Raw genomic sequence first — 15,657 nt, 5'->3', positions numbered from 1 at the left:
CTATTTCACCCGAATGAGTAATCCAAACAGACCCAGTACAGAAAAGGCCAGAAATGCTGTAGTGTTGGAGAACATCTCAATGGTGTAACCCGCTATCGATGAACCTATGAACTGCCCCGCACCAAGCGCGAGAAAAGCAAGGCTGATCCCAATGGACGTATTTGGACGAAATAACCTGGTCGCCCACACGATGAATACACTGGTCAGGAAGATATAGGTACTGCCAAACATAACGGCTGAGACCAGGCTGGCGGCCATCGATGGAAGAAGGATAATGCCAAGTGAAACAGATAACAACAGAAGGCCTATCCGATAGGACCATCCAATTCCGATGCGTTCAATAATGCGGCCAGCACACCCGCCGAGAATCCCCATAATCCCCATCACAATCCAGAACAGCACGGCTTCCGAATCGGAGGCCCCCTTTTCGTCCGTAAGGAAGTTTCGGGCAAAGGTCCAATAGATCGCAGAACTGATACCTGTCAGAAGGGAAGCCATGAGCAGAGCTACACCGGGTCTGGTCGGCTTCATGCATCTCCAAAGGGACTTGGTACAAGGCTCTGTTTTGCGTGGGGAAAGAACACGTCTATTCCACAGCACCACCACAACACCGAGTACAGCGAAGAAGATGTAGGTCAAACGCCAATACTCGGTGAATAGCCAGTAGATCGGACCAGATACGATAATGCCAAAGCTGGTACCTGTGTTAATCCAGCTGTTTCCTCTGGCTTGCTGATCAGGCGCAAGCTCAGCATAGACGGTGTTACCCAATGCAGGAGAGGCTAAGCCTGTACTTAATCCGGCAAGAAATACGCCTAGTGTGAGAACAAATACGTTTGGAGACAAGGCAATGCCCAATAAACCGAGCACAGCACTAACACCCGCTATTTGAATGACATGATAGTGCCCGATGCGATTAATTAACAGTGGAGCACTAAGTAGAGACAGGCAGTACGCAATGTAGGTTGCGGAATTGATTGCTCCGGATTGGGCATCGTCCAGTTGGAGTGCTTCCGAGATCTCTGGCATAAACAGCCCATAGCTGAATCTCCCGAATGCATAACATACAGCGATAAGGGCAATCCCTGGGAAAATAATTTTTTTCATCAAATCCACCGCCTTTTAGATAGAACGATCATTATATTTTCTTTGAAATAAAAAAGTGAGTTGAACTACTAACTCACCCGGTGTGGGACTACTTGAAACTATTTTGCGTCATGTCAATGAGTTCCCGACATACGCTATTTACATTTTCTGTCTCAGCGAGTGCAGTAGAACCCTCCAGCAGCAGGTTAAATTGCAGCACTGCACGATCACTTGCGGCAGGATCAAGATTTTTGATCAAGGTCATCACATGTTTCTTATGCGCGTTGACAGTTTGTACTATGACGTTGTCTGGATCTCCGCCAAATTCCTCCTTGGCACGCAGAAACAAACATCCTCTTGACTCATGCTCCATCAACCAGCGTGAATGTCCTTCCGCCAGATTGAGGAATACGTGCTGCGCTTTGTTGTCGGCATACTGCCGCAACTGTTCCAGATAGCGCTGTTCTCGCCGCCGAAGTACTTCAACAATGAGATCATCCTTGGAGTTGAAGTGATTATATAATGTCATGATGGCAATCCCGGCATCTGTGATGATTCGCTTCAAGCCGATAGAATGAAAGCCGTGCAGGTAGAATAATTCCTCAGCCACGTTCAACAGCATTTCCTTTTTGCTGCTCATAGGAAGTAATACGCTCCTTTCAGAATAAGATAGAACGATCATTATACTTCTAAAATATAGAAAATGGCTCACATTGTCAAATGCTGTGAACCATTTCGATTTCCATTTGGTGAAGAGCATCTGTCCATTCTGTGGGACATCCAGAATCTGTGATCACCATGGATATTTGATTTATTGGTGCAATCTGGGCGAAGGTGGAACGTCCAAACTTGGTATGATCAGCTACCAAAATGGCTTCCTCCGCACGCTCCATCATTTTGCGGGAGATGAGTGCCTCTTCCAGCACATAATCTGTGATCCCATCCGTTAACGAAACGCCGCCTGCTGAGATGAACGCCTTGTTGACTTTGAATTGACTGAGTAATTCATGAGCAATGGGTCCAGTAGAGGCTTGTACGACCGGGGTGACTTCTCCTCCTGCGAAAATGATTTTGCCTGCAAACTCCTCCAGTGCACAGGTAAGAATGGGGACGGAGTTGGTTATGACGGTCACCTGAGACCGATGTCGCAACTGTCGCATGATCTCTAGCGTTGTTGTGCCGTTGTCCAGCATTACGGTTTCTCCATCCTCAATCAGAGAGGCAGCTGCCACGCCAATAGCCTGCTTTTCGTTCAGTTGAAGCTGCGCACGCTTTTGAAATGGAGCTTCGATCATACCTGAACGTACACGTACAGCACCTCCGTATACTTTGCGCAATTCGCCTTCCTTTTCAAGTCGGTCCAGATCCCGCCGAATCGTCTCCGTGGATACCTGGAACAGATCCGCCAGAACCTGTACCTGAACTTTGCCCTGGGTAGCAAGTTGGATAAGAATGGTGTGTCTGCGTTCTTCATATGTTAAAGACATGTTTGTGCCTCCTGAAGTTTCGATTCTAAGTTCTATTTATTTTAGAGTTGTGAGATAGTGTGGATTGTTGTTGTTTTAATAGTTTATGTTGGAGAGAAGACCTTGTCAATTTTGAAATGGATATAAGGAGTATATTCTATTCTTAATATGTATTGACAGCAATATGATGTGACGATAAGATCATATAAAACAACGTAAAACCACAACAAACAACATTGAAAACTTTAGTCCATAGTACATGGATCAACAGGGAGGAAAAAGGGTGAAACGTCAGCTTGCTTTTCAAAAAAATGGAACATTCAAAATCGTGCAATTTACAGATCTACACTGGAAGGATGGGCGACCTGAAGATCTTCGGACCGGGCAATTAATGAAGACGGTCATTGAAGCGGAACAACCCGATCTGGTTGTCTTTACAGGCGACGTCATTTACACGGGACCGGTTGATCCTGGCAATAAGGAATGTGAACACCCGGAGCAGGCATTCCGGGATGCTGTGTCTGTAGTGGAAGAGCGTGGTATTCCGTGGGCTTTTGTATATGGCAACCATGATACAGAGAATCGGATTACCCCCGATGGATTAATGGATGTGATTCAGGAGCATGCGCATACCGTGACGGATCCTGGTCCACGTGAAATTGCGGGACTAGGCAATTACACACTGGAGATTGTCGGAGCGGATGGCCGTCCGGCAGCAGTGTTGTATTTACTCGATTCGGGGAACTATTCCCAGTTCGAGTCGATTCCCGGTTATGGCTGGATTCAGCCCAATCAGATCCAGTGGCTGATGTCTGAATCCACACGCGTCAATCCCGGCCGCAGCCGCGGGGAGAAGCTCCCAGCCTTGGCGTTTTTCCATATCCCGATTCCTGAATATCAGTCCATGTGGGACACGCAGATCTGTTACGGCAGCAAGTACGAACCTGTCTGCTCTGCCCAAGTGAACTCGGGTCTGTTCTCTGCACTGCTGGAGATGGGCGATGTGATGGGGACCTTTTGCGGACATGATCATGTGAATGATTTTCAGGGGACTTACCATGGCATTCGTCTCTGCTACGGGCGTTCGAGTGGACACAGCACATATGGAAGGGAAGGTATGCTGCGCGGAGGACGGGTCATTCAATTGCAGGCGGGACAACGCAGCTTTGATACCTGGCTTCGACTGGAAGACGGATCGGTCGTGAAGGAACAGCCAGAACATCAACCTGAGAGCACTTCCGCACATTAGAGAATATAGAAGAGCAAGGCATTAGAGAGGAACGTTTTGATTATGATTTTACCTATAGTTCTGGTGCTCGCTTCCGGGATGGCTCACGCTGTCTGGAGTATGTTCACCAAACGCAGTTTAAACAAAAGTGTGTTTTTATGGTCCATCATGATGATTCCAACCGTAATACTGCTGCCTGTGCTTATTGTGGAATTGGTACGGGAACCTTTATCCATGCCAGCCTATGCACTACTCGTGTTATCGATGGCGCTGCAAGCCTTGTATTCCTGGCTGCTATCGCAGACGTATGAATTGGGCGATTTGTCGCAGATTTATCCGATTATGCGGGGAACGAGCACCTTGTTGGTGCCATTGATCGGTGTTGCTTTTCTGGGGGAAACGTTATCCATGTTCGGCTGGCTAGGTATTGCCTGCATGATTGTAGGATTTACGGTGCTGAGTGGTGTGGGAAGTAGAGTTGGCAAATCTGGCTCAAGTGTAACAGGATCAAAGCCGGTGCTTATGGCCTTATGTGTCGGGTTATGTACAACCAGTTATGTGTTCGTGGACAAATTAAATCTGGAGCATATTTCACCCCTGTCGTTACTGGAAGTGACGAACATTGGCTTTGTTGCCGGATTGACTCCGGCGCTGCTCGCTTCCCGCCAACTGCGACAGGAGTGGCAGAAGAACCGATCAACGATTATGCTGGGAGCGCTGCTTAATCCGGGCTCGTACTTGTTGTTTCTGTTCGCATTGCAGCAGGCGCCAATGGCGAGACTGGGCCCCCTTAGGGAAGTAGGGACCGTATTTGCGGCCTTCCTCGGTATTTTGTTACTGAAAGAACAGCAGGGGAAGAAGCGTATTTTCTGTTCCATCGTTATTTTTGGCGGCATATTGCTGATTGGTATGTGGGGTTAATGGAATTCCAGTATTTGGGGATATGGTGTATACTCATGGTTAATGAACCGCTTTCATGAGGAGGATGAATCATTGAACGTGCACCGTTTGGAAGATATTCATTTTCGTGATCCCTACATACTGGCTATACCATCCCGCAAGAAATATTATTTATACGGCTCTATTGGGCAAAATGTGTGGAACGGCCCAGCCATCGGTTTTGATGTCTATGAGAGTGAAGACCTGATCCATTGGAGCGGTCCTTCCCCATGCTTCCGTGCACCAGCGGACTTCTGGTCCGATCACCACTATTGGGCCCCGGAAGTCTATGAATGGGAAGGCCGCTTTTATATGTTTGCCAGCTTCAAGGCGGAAGGTGTTCCGCGGGTAACAGGAGTGTTGGTGGCTGATCAGCCGGAAGGGCCTTTTGAATTGTGGTGTCGCTCCCTGACGCCACCAGATTGGGAATGCCTGGACGGTACATTGTATGTGGACGATCAGGGTGATCCGTGGATGATCTTTTGCAAGGAGTGGGTGCAGGTGGAGGATGGGGAGATGTACGCGGTACGTCTGAAACCGGATCTGAAAGGAACGATAGGCAAACCTGATCTGTTATTCAAAGCTTCCGAAGCCTCATGGTCTGTCGGAGGTGGAGAACAGCGAAACCGTTATGTCACGGATGGTCCGTTTCTGTATCGGATGCAAAATGATGAACTCGTCATGATGTGGTCCACATCCGGTCAAGACGGTTATACACTTGGGCTGGCCCGCTCGTTGTCCGGCAAACCGCAAGGTCCATGGAAGCAGGATGAGAAGCCGTTGTTCGCCAATAATGGAGGACATGGGATGCTGTTTCGAACGTTTGAAGGACAATTGTGTCTCACCATTCATGCTCCGAACAATCATCCGAATGAACGACCTGTTATTTTCCGCATGCAGGAGAATCATGGACAACTGACGCTTATGGTTAACCCAACGTAACGTAAAATGCAGAAAATGCAGATCACGTATTCGGAAAAGGCAGGCACTGGCCTAATCGCTTATTCAATCTTCTTCATTTGATCCCCTCAGGGTAAATGATCTTAAGGAACATCTGTTCAGATGAGCCTAGGATGACTGCCTGAGGGGATTTGTTTATTTTATCGCAGGTACTCAAACATGATATATTGGAAGGAGTAGCGTGTCGGTAATGTAAAAGCGAGCAATGATAGCTCTATAATGAAATGGACAGAGTGACGGGGAGAGACGTTATATGCTGCATGAGGAAAAGTTGATTCAGGCGATTACGGAGCATGACCAATTAATGCACGACCTGCGGCGGGTTCGCAGTCTTGATCTGCCTCAGTGTTACATAGGTGCGGGGTATATTCGCAATTATATCTGGGATGTGCTTCATGGCTATCCTGTACGCGAACTACACAGCGATATTGATGTGGTTTACTACGATACGGAAGACATGCGTGAGGAGCGGGACCTGGTGCTGGAACAAGGGCTTCGCGATCAGACAGGCAATTCCAAATGGTCGGTGAAAAATCAGGCGAGGATGCATCTGCGCAATGGAAACGAGCCCTATCAATCCACAGAAGATGCCCTTCGATATTGGCCAGAAATCGTCACAGCCATAGGTGTGCGGTTAGATGAACAGGGTCAGGTGCGTATCTGTGCCCCACATGGGCTGGAGGATCTGTATGCGTTAATCGTACGCCAAAGTCCGTTTTTCTCGGATGCAGACTACTATAATCATCGTGTTGAGAAGAAATGTTGGCAACAGCAGTGGTCCAAGCTCACGATCATAAAATCCTGAATCAAGGCATGTGACGGAAGTGAAGGTCCGAGAAGGAGTGTTACTGGATTTATGAAAAAGTTTATACGAGAAAAAGGCCTGATCCTTGATCTTATTTTCATTGCATGTTTTGTGTTCTTCCTTGTTTTCTGGGGCTGGAACTTCGCGGTGAAGTTTTTTGGCATGATCACTGTAGCCTTTATCGTGTTAAGGCGAATTGATTATCAAAAGCATATCCTGTTGAAACGCATTCTGCTTACTGGCTTCGGGATTGCTGCAGTTTCATTTGTTATTATTGAAGCCCTTGTGTTTACTCAGCTTAACGCGAATGATCCGGAAGAAGCGGACTATGTCATTATTCTTGGTTCGGGCATCAAGGGAACAGAATTGTCATTGACTTTGAAACAAAGACTGGATGCCAGTCTGGACTATATCCGCAGTCATCCTCAGACGCCTGTGATTGTATCCGGCGGTCAGGGGCCGGGGGAATCCATTCCTGAAGCACTCGCCATGAAAAACTACCTTGTTGATCAGGGGATCAGCCCCACACAAGTCATTATGGAAGATCGATCGACGAGCACTCAGGAGAATATGGCTTTTTCCAAAAAAATCATTGATGCATCCGGGCTGAAGCATCCCAAGATCATGATTGTCACAAGTGATTATCATATGTTCAGATCCAAGTACCTGGCCGCTAAGAACGGTTACGCTGCCGAATACGGCATCTCCGCTCCTTCACCGGGTTATTTGAAACCGATCAATATGATACGGGAGTATTTTGCATCGGTTAAAGCATTTATTTAATGGATAATGCGCGAATTCAGAAATGGATTACAATCCTCAAGATATCAGATCCAAAAAAGGCAACGATCAACTCCTAATCGAGTGAACGTTGCCTTTTTTGTTATTTCTTATCGTACGTTTTGAAAATTTCAGTGATCACATTGAGAGTCATAGCTATTTCATGTGGTTCATGGGTTCTCAGGATGGTAATTAGTTTCTGAATGTTGCTATCTTCATAGGAGAGTTGCCTCGTTTTCATTCACATAGGCTGTTTTTTGTTGGAACACGCCATCAATTGAAAGAATCTTGTACAATGAGGTAGTTGGAAAATTGAAACATAAATAGGGATAAACATGAGAGGATGCATTAGTTACTAATCAAGATCATTTTATGTGAAATAGAAGAGCGGGATTAAAAAGCATTTTATCCAGCTGCGGGATTCAAATGATGCCCACAACTAATTTTTGAGAATGGCCCATGATCATCTGATCAGAAATAACATCAGTATGCTTTAAAACTTTTGCGGACTGATATGTATCGAGGGTAGAAGGATAAAAAGAAGGGGGGCAGCTGATTTGAAAACATACATATTATTATTTGAAGGATACGTATCATTTGAGATTATGTTAGCCAGCTATTTTATGAAAACGCAAGGAGACATCATAACGGTGGCGTTGGAAAAGGGACCGTTACAGTCATATGAGGAATTTTCAGTTAATCCCTCTGTTCTATTAAATGAGATTGATCCGTCCCAAGTGGACCTTTTCATAATTCCCGGAGGAGATGTTGAGGCAATGCTGCAACGTCCGGAGTTGCTGAACTTCATCAAATTACTTAATGAGCGCAAGACGCCCATTGCAGCCATCTGTGCAGGAACATTATTGTTCGGTCAAGCGCAAGTATTGGAGAGCAGAGCATTTACCACTAATGCTGAATCCGAGATGAGAGCAGTCACGGCCCAAGGGGAATATGTGAATGAAGGTGTTGTTGTTGATGGACATATCATTACAGCCAAGGCGAGTGCTTATGTGGATTTTGGAATCGAAATCGGTAAAGTTATGAATATCTATTCAGGTCCTGAAGATCTGGAAGAAACGATTCAAGTGTTCAAATATTTCAACGCCAAATCATGATATAATATACGTCATTAATAGAAGAACGATGTAGGAGTGAATGATCATTACAGCATATATGTTACCTGCTCTCTATGAGCAAAAGAAAGTTTCAGCGCACGACATGGAAGAGATTGTACGTCTGTTGGCACACGCACCATTACTATACGATGACGGGCTGATAATTCAAGTTCAGGACTTCATGGAAGGGTTGGAAATCGAGCTTGAGCATGAGGTGCGGCGCGCAGTTATCGAGTTGTATGAGCTGGCTGTGCAAGCTTGTCGTCCCTTCTCCGAGCCATCTGCTTATGAGCAGCTTCAGGATGCACTTGGATTACAGGCCGAACTATGGCAGGCAGAAGTGCTGACGCTTGCCGAATGGATGGAATGGTTGAAGCAGATCGGTAAAGGACAAAGAAAACTGCCTGAATACAATTTTACAGCCATGCTGGGGAATTTGCCTGAAGGGTTCATGATTCATGATTTCCATGATGAGCTCATGTATCAGTTGGAGCAAAACCCAGCGAATACATGGGCGATCGAAGAACGCAATCGCTTATACGCAGCATTGGGCACAAATTAAAATCAAACAAAACGGTCACAGACGGTGTTAGTCCATATATAGCGTAGTTGCTTTACCCAGTATGGGGAAATGAGGGGATACCGTGAAAAAGGTTGTGTTGGCGGGTGGAACAGGGTTTGTTGGTCAGGATTTTGCCGGCAGATTCAAGAAGCTTGGTTATGAGGTGCTCATTATCTCACGCCAGCCCGGTCATATTGCCTGGGAGGACCAGGCTGGAATCATACAGGCACTTGAAGGTGCAGAATTGCTGATTAACCTGGCTGGAAAATCCGTAAACTGCCGTTACACGGATGAGAACCGCAAAATCATTTTGGAATCCAGAACACGCACAACCCGCATTTTGGGCGAGTCTGTTCTGGCTTGTAGCAATCCTCCTGAACTATGGATTAATTCAAGCACGGCCACCATATACAGACATGCAGAAGATCGTCCCATGACGGAGAAAGAGGGCGAGATTGGCTCTGGATTTTCGGTGGATGTCGCCAAGGCGTGGGAAAAGGCTTTTTTTGAATTCAGTCTGCCGTCTACACGTCAGATTGCATTACGGATTGCCATTGTGCTTGGAGAAGGTGGCGTCATGGAGCCACTGACCAATCTGGTCCGCTTTGGGCTGGGTGGATCACAAGGACCTGGAACCCAGCAGTTTAGCTGGATCCATATAGAGGATTTGTTCCGCATGGTTATTTATGTTCAGCAGCATCCGCAACTGGAGGGTGTATTTAATGCTTCCTCTCCGCATCCTGTCACGAACCGCCAGCTTATGGAGAGTCTGCGGCGGCAGATGGGAGTTCGGATTGGACTTCCTTCACCTCGCTGGATGTTGGAACTGGGAGCACGATTCATTCGGACCGAAACAGAACTGGTTCTCAAAAGCCGTTGGGTTATTCCCGAGAGGCTGGAAAGAGAAGGATTTACATTCAGATATGATACGCTCGATCTTGCACTGGCCGAGATCTTGAAGTAAGGAAATGAATCAACATGACTGAATAAAAAAAGTTAACAAAACACAACGGGAGGGCAGAGATATCTGCCCTTCTGCTGTATTTTCTTCACTTCGTCATGGCGTTTAGCCAGGCGGAGTGAAGTGTAAATTCAATTAGATATATCGGCTAAACATCTACACGATAACAGCGAGCGAAAGGTTGTTCTGTCATCGGAGTGTTAGTGTAAATATTTATTAGTTGAACTTATATCGTCAGTCAGAAGAAGAGAAAGAGGTAGGTCATATGCAGCTTAGAAGAGTGAGAATTGTTGGAACAGGCAAGTATTTGCCTGAACAGGAAGTAACCGACGAGGAGTTAGATCGCCGTTTGCAGGTGCCTGCGGGCTGGGTCAGCAAAGCAACAGGTGTAGGTGTTCGCCATTACGCTTCGGGTGTAGAGACCTCTTCCTTCATGGGAGCGAGGGCTGCCGAAGCCGCACTTGCCGATGCGGGATTGACGTTCGCAGATATAGACTGTCTGGTATGCACGAGCGGTACGAAGGAACAACCTTTACCCAGTACGGCGGTATTCATTCAGCAGGCGATGGGACAGCAGGATTCAGGTGTACCGGCTTTTGACATGGATGCGACATGTTTAAGTTTTCTGAACGGGTTGGATGTTATCTCTTATATGGTGGATGCCGGGCGTTATAAAAGGGTGCTGCTTGTAGCTACGGAGATCGCTTCAAAGGGATTGAATTGGTCGAACAAGGAAAGTGCTGCTCTGTTCGGTGATGGAGCTGCTGCTGTCATTATTGAACGCTCTGCTGAAGGAGAGTCTTCGCAGATTGTGCATGCCTCGCTGAAAACATACAGCCGCGGTGCGCGGTTTTCGGAAATTGCCGGAGGGGGCACCCGTCTGCATGCCTCAAATTATGTGGCAGAGCAGCCGGAGCCCTATCTTTTTCATATGGATGGACAGGCCGTCTTCCGTATGGCTTCCAGGTTGCTGCCAGCATTTATTGACGATATGTTGCAAGCAACCGGTAATCAGATGAAGGATTTCCAATTGGTAATTCCGCATCAGGGAAGTGCCATGGCGATGAGGCTGATCCGCAAGAAGCTGGGAATCGAAGAGGAACGTTTTATGGACATTACACGAAATCATGGCAATACCATTGCCGCTTCCATTCCGATGGGTCTGCATGAAGCGATCAAGCAGCAGCGCATTCAGAGGGGAGATCGGGTGCTAATGATCGGAACAGCCGCCGGATTATCACTGGGAGGACTTATTTTTGACTACTAGATTCATGAAGAATGAACATCAAGCATCTACGTCCTTAAATGTGCTGCTCACGGGCGGCCGGGCTCCGGTAACCCTCGATTTGGCGCGAATGTTTCATCGTGCAGGTCACCGGGTTTACGTCGCGGAGAGCATGGTGCATCATTTGTGCAGATTGTCGAGTGCGGTGGAGCAGTGCTTCATGGTTCCATCTCCGCGTCATGAAACAGAGAATTACTTGTTAGAGATGGAGAGTCTGGTTCAAACCTGGCAGATCGACTTGTTGATTCCAATGTGTGAAGAAGTTTTTTATATTGCTCAAGGAGCAGAGCGTCTGTGTGATCACTGCCGTGTACTTGTTTCGCCTATAGAGCAGCTGCATGGATTGCATCATAAATATCACTTTATCCAGCTTGCAGAGTCGCTTGGACTTTTGGTTCCAGATACCCGTCTGATCAACAGTCGGCAGGAGTGGAGGGAAGCGCAGGCAGTTCTAGAAATAGAGAGGGAATGGGTATGGAAGCCCGTATACTCCCGCTTTGCTGCCAGAGTTCGTATGCCGATATCCTCCACAGCAGACTTTGAGGGAGACGCACCTGATCAGAAGATATACGCAGGTAAAATGAAGCAGGAACGTTTACAGAATGATCCTCCTGGTGACACGGAAATATCCTCGGCTTCCCCTTGGGTTGCACAGGCTTATGTTGCCGGGCAAATGTTATGTACATACAGCGTAGCTTATGAAGGAAAAATCGTTGCACATACGACCTACGACAGTCGCTATCGAACGGGCAGCGTAGGGGCGAGTGTTTTTTTTGAACATGTGGAGCATGAAGGAATTTACGAGTGGGTAAGGCAATTTGTACAGGCGACAGGGTTTAGCGGGCAGATTGGTTTTGATTTTATCAAAACAGAGGACGAACAAGTGTATGCTATTGAGTGTAATCCGAGGGCGACCAGTGGAATCCATTTGTTTCACCCTGGTGATGGCTTGGTACGTGCTTTAATTGCACCAGAAGAACTGGTGAAAGCAGCAAAGGTGATCATCCCCAAGCAAGGAAGCAAAGCGATGTTGATGCTTCCGATGTTGGGAAGTGGATTGCAGCAGCTCTGGGGGAAGGGCAGCCTGCGGACATGGATGACAGCCTGGCGGGGAACGAGAGATGTGGTGTATCTGAGACTCGATATGAAACCTTTGTTTGAGCAATTTGCAATTGTACTCTCCGCCTGGCGTCTGGCAAGGAAACATAAGTTTTCGCTGACTGAAGCTTTGACTCACGACATAGAATGGAACGGTGAACAACGATGAATAGAGCTTTGGTTACAGGAGCAACCGGATGTCTGGGCAGGCATCTGGCGATACGGCTTGTAGAGCAAGGCTGGGAAGTTACGGGTATGGGGCGCCAGCTAAAGCACGGTGCACAGCTTGAGGCAGCAGGCATTCGATTTTATAACGGAGATATACGGGATCAGGCGGCGGTGATTGAGGCCTGTTCGGGTCAGGATGTTGTGTTTCACTGTGCGGCGTTATCGTCGCCATGGGGCAAATATCGGGATTTTTACAGCAGCAATGTGGAGGGGACACAGCATTTGGTGGACCGTTGTATGAAAGGTGGCATACAGCGCTTCATTCATGTATCAACGCCGAGCTTATATTTTAACTACAGTCCGCGATATGACATACATGAGAATGACCCCTTGCCATCCAAACCAGCTAATCATTATGCAGCCACCAAGCGGCTCGCTGAGCAGGTGGTTTTACAGGCTCATGCCAAGGGACTTCCATCGATCATGATTCGTCCGAGAGCTATTTTTGGCCCGTATGACCAGACCCTTTTTCCCAGAATCGTAGCAGCAAATGGCAAATCGGGTGTACCTATGATCGGAGGCGGACAGGCACTCATTGATCTGACTTGTGTGGATAACGTGGTGGATGCGCTGTTGTTATGCAGGGATGCCAAGACAGAAGCGCTGGGTCGTGCCTACAATATTTCCAATGGAGATCCGAGACCGTTCCAGGATTTGGTGAGCAAGTTATTTGGAATGCTGGAAATGCCTTTACGCCGTCGAAACATTCCCTACAGAGCAGCATACGGAGCAGCCTCCGTGCTGGAACGTGTACATCGCTTGATTCCTGCGTTAGATGAACCTCAATTGACGCGGTATACGGTTGGTTCGTTATCTATCCCGCAGACGCTGGATATTACGGATGCCCGTGAGAAGCTGGGGTATGTACCTCGGTTGACCATTGATGAGGGGTTACAACAATTTGCTAACTGGTGGAGGGCTGAATCATGCTGACAACAACTTCGGTAAAGCTTCATCTGGGCGCAGCAGGTTACTGTAGACATCCGGAGTTTCTGACGCTGCGTGGTGGAAGTTTGCGTCCGGTGGCCTTTCCGGCCGGCTTTGCGTGTATCATTCATCCTGTACATGGTCCGATTCTGTTGGACACGGGATATAGCTCCCGTTTTTTCAAGGAAACCGCTCATTTGCCAAACGCGCTGTACCGTCATATTACACCTGTGGTCTATCGTGAAGAAGACAGTGCGGTACATTTTCTGGCTCGTTTAGGGCTGAAAGCATCGGATATTCGGTACATCATCCTCTCGCACTTTCATGGGGATCATATTGCAGGTGTGCGGGATTTCCCACAGGCGCAATTGATCTATCTGCCAAGAGCCTATGACGCCGTGCGTTCACTTGGACCCATTGCGGCTGTAAAGGCAGGCTTTCTGCCCGGCCTGCTGCCAGAGGACTTTGATGCCCGATCATTGCCTGTTACGAAGCAGCCGGAGCGATGGGTGAGAGCGGGTGAGGATTTTCCCTTTTCCGAGGTATACGATATTTTCGGTGATGGCAGTCTGCTGGGTGTTGACGTATCGGGTCATGCGGAAGGTATGATGGGAATTTTGCTTAGTACGGAGTCGCATGACTATTTTCTGTGTGCGGACGCGGTGTGGTCGAGTCGTGCTTTTCAGAAACAACGCAGACCTCACAAACTCGCTGGAATTATTATGTCGGATCGTCAGGGGTATCGAAGAAACTTTGACAGACTCGTTCAGTTGTATCAGCAGTTTCCAGCGATTCGGATTGTGCCCAGTCATTGCCGTGAAGTGTTGAATGCTTGGGGTACAGTGGGTGAGTACATATGAGCAACACATTACGTATTGTCTATCATTATGCGCTTGCAAGGGGATTGAGAAAATGGAAAACACGAGCGCAGCTTGAACGCTGGCAGGAACGCCAGATCATTCGGCAAGTGGAGCGGGTTCGTAAAAAGTCACCTTTTTACCGGGAGTGGTGGGGTGTTGTTGCTGCATCCAACTGGAGAAGCTTTCCGCTAATTGACAAAACGATCATGATGCAGCATTTCGATCGGCTCAACACAGTGGGCATTTCCAAGGACGAGGCGATGGCTCTCGCCGGGGAGAGCGAGGAAACGCGTGATTTCAAGCCATCGGTTCAGGGCGTGACGGTAGGCTTGTCCTCAGGCACATCAGGCAACCGGGGGTTGTTCCTGGTGAGTGATCGGGAGCAGGATGCGTGGACAGGGACGGTGCTGGCCAAGCTCCTGCCTGGCGGACTGTGGAAACCTGCCAAGATCGCCTTTTTCCTGCGAGCCAACAGTAATCTGTATGAATCGGTGCAGCGGGGTAAGCTGCAATTTCAATATTTTGATCTGTTAGAGCCTGTCGACACCTTGGTTGAATGTATGGAAAGATACCGACCCACCATATGGGTAGCGCCGCCCTCCATGCTGAGAATGTTGGCTGACGCTTATACGTCAGGCACATTGACCACTGTACCGGATAAAATCATTTCGGTTGCTGAAGTGCTGGACCCGCTGGATCGCAAGGTGCTGGAGAGTGTTTTTGGGCAAACCATTCATCAGGTGTACCAGTGTACTGAGGGATTTCTGGGCGCAACCTGCCGCTTCGGTACGTTGCATTTAAATGAAGATATCGTTCATATTGAAAAAGAGTTCATTGATCCCACGACCCGGAGGTTCGTGCCTGTGATCACGGACTTCTCCAGAACCTCACAGCCGATTATCCGGTATCGGCTGAACGACATTCTGACCGAGGCAGCGGTTCCTTGTGCCTGTGGGTCTTCGTTCACTGCCATTGAGCGGATCGAAGGCCGCTGTGATGACACGCTTTATTTTCCACATCGACAAACGGGCGAAGCTGTACCTGTATTTCCGGATTTTGTTACGCGTGCAGTGATTGCAGCCTCTCCGGCTATTGAGCATTATCGGGTCGTACAGCGAGGTAACGGGGTGTTGGAAGTATCACTTCGGCTTGGAGGAGGAAAAGGGATGCAGCAGGTGGAAGCCAATGTGAAGCGGGAGATGACGAAGCTGGGAGAGCGGCTGGAATGCACGGTACCCGAGATCGGATTCGTTCCTTATACGTTTGAACCGGGAATAACGAAGCTGCGCCGAGTGGAGAGACAGCACACTTGAGTGAAGCGTTTTGATGATAGTCTTAACGAAGGAAAATCCATCGA

16 protein-coding genes are annotated in these 15,657 nt (G+C 48.0%); 13 read left to right on the top strand and 3 right to left on the bottom strand.

Annotated features, from left to right (window positions below; translation table 11 throughout):
• From MHB84_RS04440 to MHB84_RS04430, 3 genes are all read right to left on the bottom strand, one after another.
• The gene (locus MHB84_RS04440) at positions 1-1,107 is read right to left on the bottom strand and encodes an MFS transporter (RefSeq protein WP_076289977.1); all 1,107 of its coding nucleotides are present in this window, start codon (positions 1,105-1,107) and stop codon (positions 1-3) included.
• A gap of 88 nt (positions 1,108-1,195) precedes the next feature.
• Entirely contained in the window at positions 1,196-1,726 is a 531-nt protein-coding gene (locus MHB84_RS04435; RefSeq protein WP_076289976.1) for a TetR/AcrR family transcriptional regulator, read from the bottom strand.
• Between the two features lie 76 nt (positions 1,727-1,802).
• Complete coding sequence (locus tag MHB84_RS04430) at positions 1,803-2,573, bottom strand: DeoR/GlpR family DNA-binding transcription regulator (protein ID WP_076289975.1); 771 nt, start codon at positions 2,571-2,573, stop codon at positions 1,803-1,805.
• Between the two features lie 262 nt (positions 2,574-2,835).
• Between MHB84_RS04430 and MHB84_RS04425 the strand changes: the two genes are divergently transcribed.
• The 13 genes from MHB84_RS04425 (at position 2,836) to MHB84_RS04365 (ending at position 15,613) form a co-directional block, all read left to right on the top strand.
• Entirely contained in the window at positions 2,836-3,801 is a 966-nt protein-coding gene (locus tag MHB84_RS04425; RefSeq protein WP_076289974.1) for a metallophosphoesterase family protein, read from the top strand.
• A gap of 42 nt (positions 3,802-3,843) precedes the next feature.
• A complete protein-coding gene (locus MHB84_RS04420) occupies positions 3,844-4,701 on the top strand; it encodes a DMT family transporter (protein WP_256716842.1) in 858 nt (285 codons plus the stop codon).
• 78 nt (positions 4,702-4,779) lie between these two features.
• A complete protein-coding gene (locus MHB84_RS04415; RefSeq protein WP_076290149.1) occupies positions 4,780-5,661 on the top strand; it encodes a glycoside hydrolase family 43 protein in 882 nt (293 codons plus the stop codon).
• Positions 5,662-5,932: 271 nt separating this feature from the next.
• Positions 5,933-6,484, top strand: coding sequence for a nucleotidyltransferase family protein (locus tag MHB84_RS04410; protein WP_318261484.1), 552 nt, complete (start codon positions 5,933-5,935; stop codon positions 6,482-6,484).
• Between the two features lie 51 nt (positions 6,485-6,535).
• Positions 6,536-7,267, top strand: a complete 732-nt coding sequence (locus MHB84_RS04405) for a YdcF family protein (protein WP_076289973.1) — start codon at positions 6,536-6,538, stop codon at positions 7,265-7,267.
• Positions 7,268-7,821: 554 nt separating this feature from the next.
• Positions 7,822-8,379, top strand: coding sequence for a DJ-1/PfpI family protein (locus MHB84_RS04400; protein ID WP_076289972.1), 558 nt, complete (start codon positions 7,822-7,824; stop codon positions 8,377-8,379).
• 40 nt (positions 8,380-8,419) lie between these two features.
• Complete coding sequence (locus tag MHB84_RS04395) at positions 8,420-8,941, top strand: hypothetical protein (RefSeq protein WP_076289971.1); 522 nt, start codon at positions 8,420-8,422, stop codon at positions 8,939-8,941.
• Between the two features lie 82 nt (positions 8,942-9,023).
• Entirely contained in the window at positions 9,024-9,905 is an 882-nt protein-coding gene (locus MHB84_RS04390; protein ID WP_076289970.1) for a TIGR01777 family oxidoreductase, read from the top strand.
• A 262-nt stretch (positions 9,906-10,167) separates the two neighbouring features.
• Positions 10,168-11,169 carry a beta-ketoacyl-ACP synthase III gene (locus MHB84_RS04385; RefSeq protein WP_076289969.1) on the top strand — a complete coding sequence of 334 codons (1,002 nt, stop codon included), beginning with the start codon at positions 10,168-10,170 and terminating at the stop codon, positions 11,167-11,169.
• Entirely contained in the window at positions 11,159-12,454 is a 1,296-nt protein-coding gene (locus MHB84_RS04380; RefSeq protein WP_256716841.1) for an ATP-grasp domain-containing protein, read from the top strand. The genes MHB84_RS04385 and MHB84_RS04380 overlap by 11 nt, the downstream gene beginning before the upstream one ends.
• A complete protein-coding gene (locus MHB84_RS04375) occupies positions 12,451-13,446 on the top strand; it encodes an NAD-dependent epimerase/dehydratase family protein (protein ID WP_076289967.1) in 996 nt (331 codons plus the stop codon). Before MHB84_RS04380 ends, MHB84_RS04375 begins: the two co-directional genes overlap by 4 nt.
• Positions 13,440-14,300 carry an MBL fold metallo-hydrolase gene (locus MHB84_RS04370; protein ID WP_076289966.1) on the top strand — a complete coding sequence of 287 codons (861 nt, stop codon included), beginning with the start codon at positions 13,440-13,442 and terminating at the stop codon, positions 14,298-14,300. Before MHB84_RS04375 ends, MHB84_RS04370 begins: the two co-directional genes overlap by 7 nt.
• The gene (locus MHB84_RS04365; RefSeq protein WP_076289965.1) at positions 14,297-15,613 is read left to right on the top strand and encodes a F390 synthetase-related protein; all 1,317 of its coding nucleotides are present in this window, start codon (positions 14,297-14,299) and stop codon (positions 15,611-15,613) included. Before MHB84_RS04370 ends, MHB84_RS04365 begins: the two co-directional genes overlap by 4 nt.
• Positions 15,614-15,657: the final 44 nt, after the last annotated feature.

It is taken from the genome of Paenibacillus sp. FSL F4-0087, assembly GCF_038020215.1.
GTDB lineage: Bacteria > Bacillota > Bacilli > Paenibacillales > Paenibacillaceae > Paenibacillus > Paenibacillus taichungensis.
Note: the sequence above shows the minus strand (reverse complement) of the source record. Positions and strands in the feature narration are given on the sequence as shown.

What these genes read in the sequence shown, in the direction of transcription:
- MHB84_RS04435 (WP_076289976.1), bottom strand. Translation starts at nt 1,726, where the DNA reads ATGAGCAGCAAAAAGGAAATGCTGTTGAACGTGGCTGAGGAATTATTC.
- MHB84_RS04405 (WP_076289973.1), top strand. Translation starts at nt 6,536, where the DNA reads ATGAAAAAGTTTATACGAGAAAAAGGCCTGATCCTTGATCTTATTTTC.
- MHB84_RS04395 (WP_076289971.1), top strand. Translation starts at nt 8,420, where the DNA reads ATGATCATTACAGCATATATGTTACCTGCTCTCTATGAGCAAAAGAAA.
- MHB84_RS04385 (WP_076289969.1), top strand. Translation starts at nt 10,168, where the DNA reads ATGCAGCTTAGAAGAGTGAGAATTGTTGGAACAGGCAAGTATTTGCCT.
- MHB84_RS04370 (WP_076289966.1), top strand. Translation starts at nt 13,440, where the DNA reads ATGCTGACAACAACTTCGGTAAAGCTTCATCTGGGCGCAGCAGGTTAC.
- MHB84_RS04430 (WP_076289975.1), bottom strand. Translation starts at nt 2,573, where the DNA reads ATGTCTTTAACATATGAAGAACGCAGACACACCATTCTTATCCAACTT.
- MHB84_RS04420 (WP_256716842.1), top strand. Translation starts at nt 3,844, where the DNA reads ATGATTTTACCTATAGTTCTGGTGCTCGCTTCCGGGATGGCTCACGCT.
- MHB84_RS04375 (WP_076289967.1), top strand. Translation starts at nt 12,451, where the DNA reads ATGAATAGAGCTTTGGTTACAGGAGCAACCGGATGTCTGGGCAGGCAT.
- MHB84_RS04365 (WP_076289965.1), top strand. Translation starts at nt 14,297, where the DNA reads ATGAGCAACACATTACGTATTGTCTATCATTATGCGCTTGCAAGGGGA.
- MHB84_RS04440 (WP_076289977.1), bottom strand. Translation starts at nt 1,107, where the DNA reads ATGAAAAAAATTATTTTCCCAGGGATTGCCCTTATCGCTGTATGTTAT.
- MHB84_RS04410 (WP_318261484.1), top strand. Translation starts at nt 5,933, where the DNA reads ATGCTGCATGAGGAAAAGTTGATTCAGGCGATTACGGAGCATGACCAA.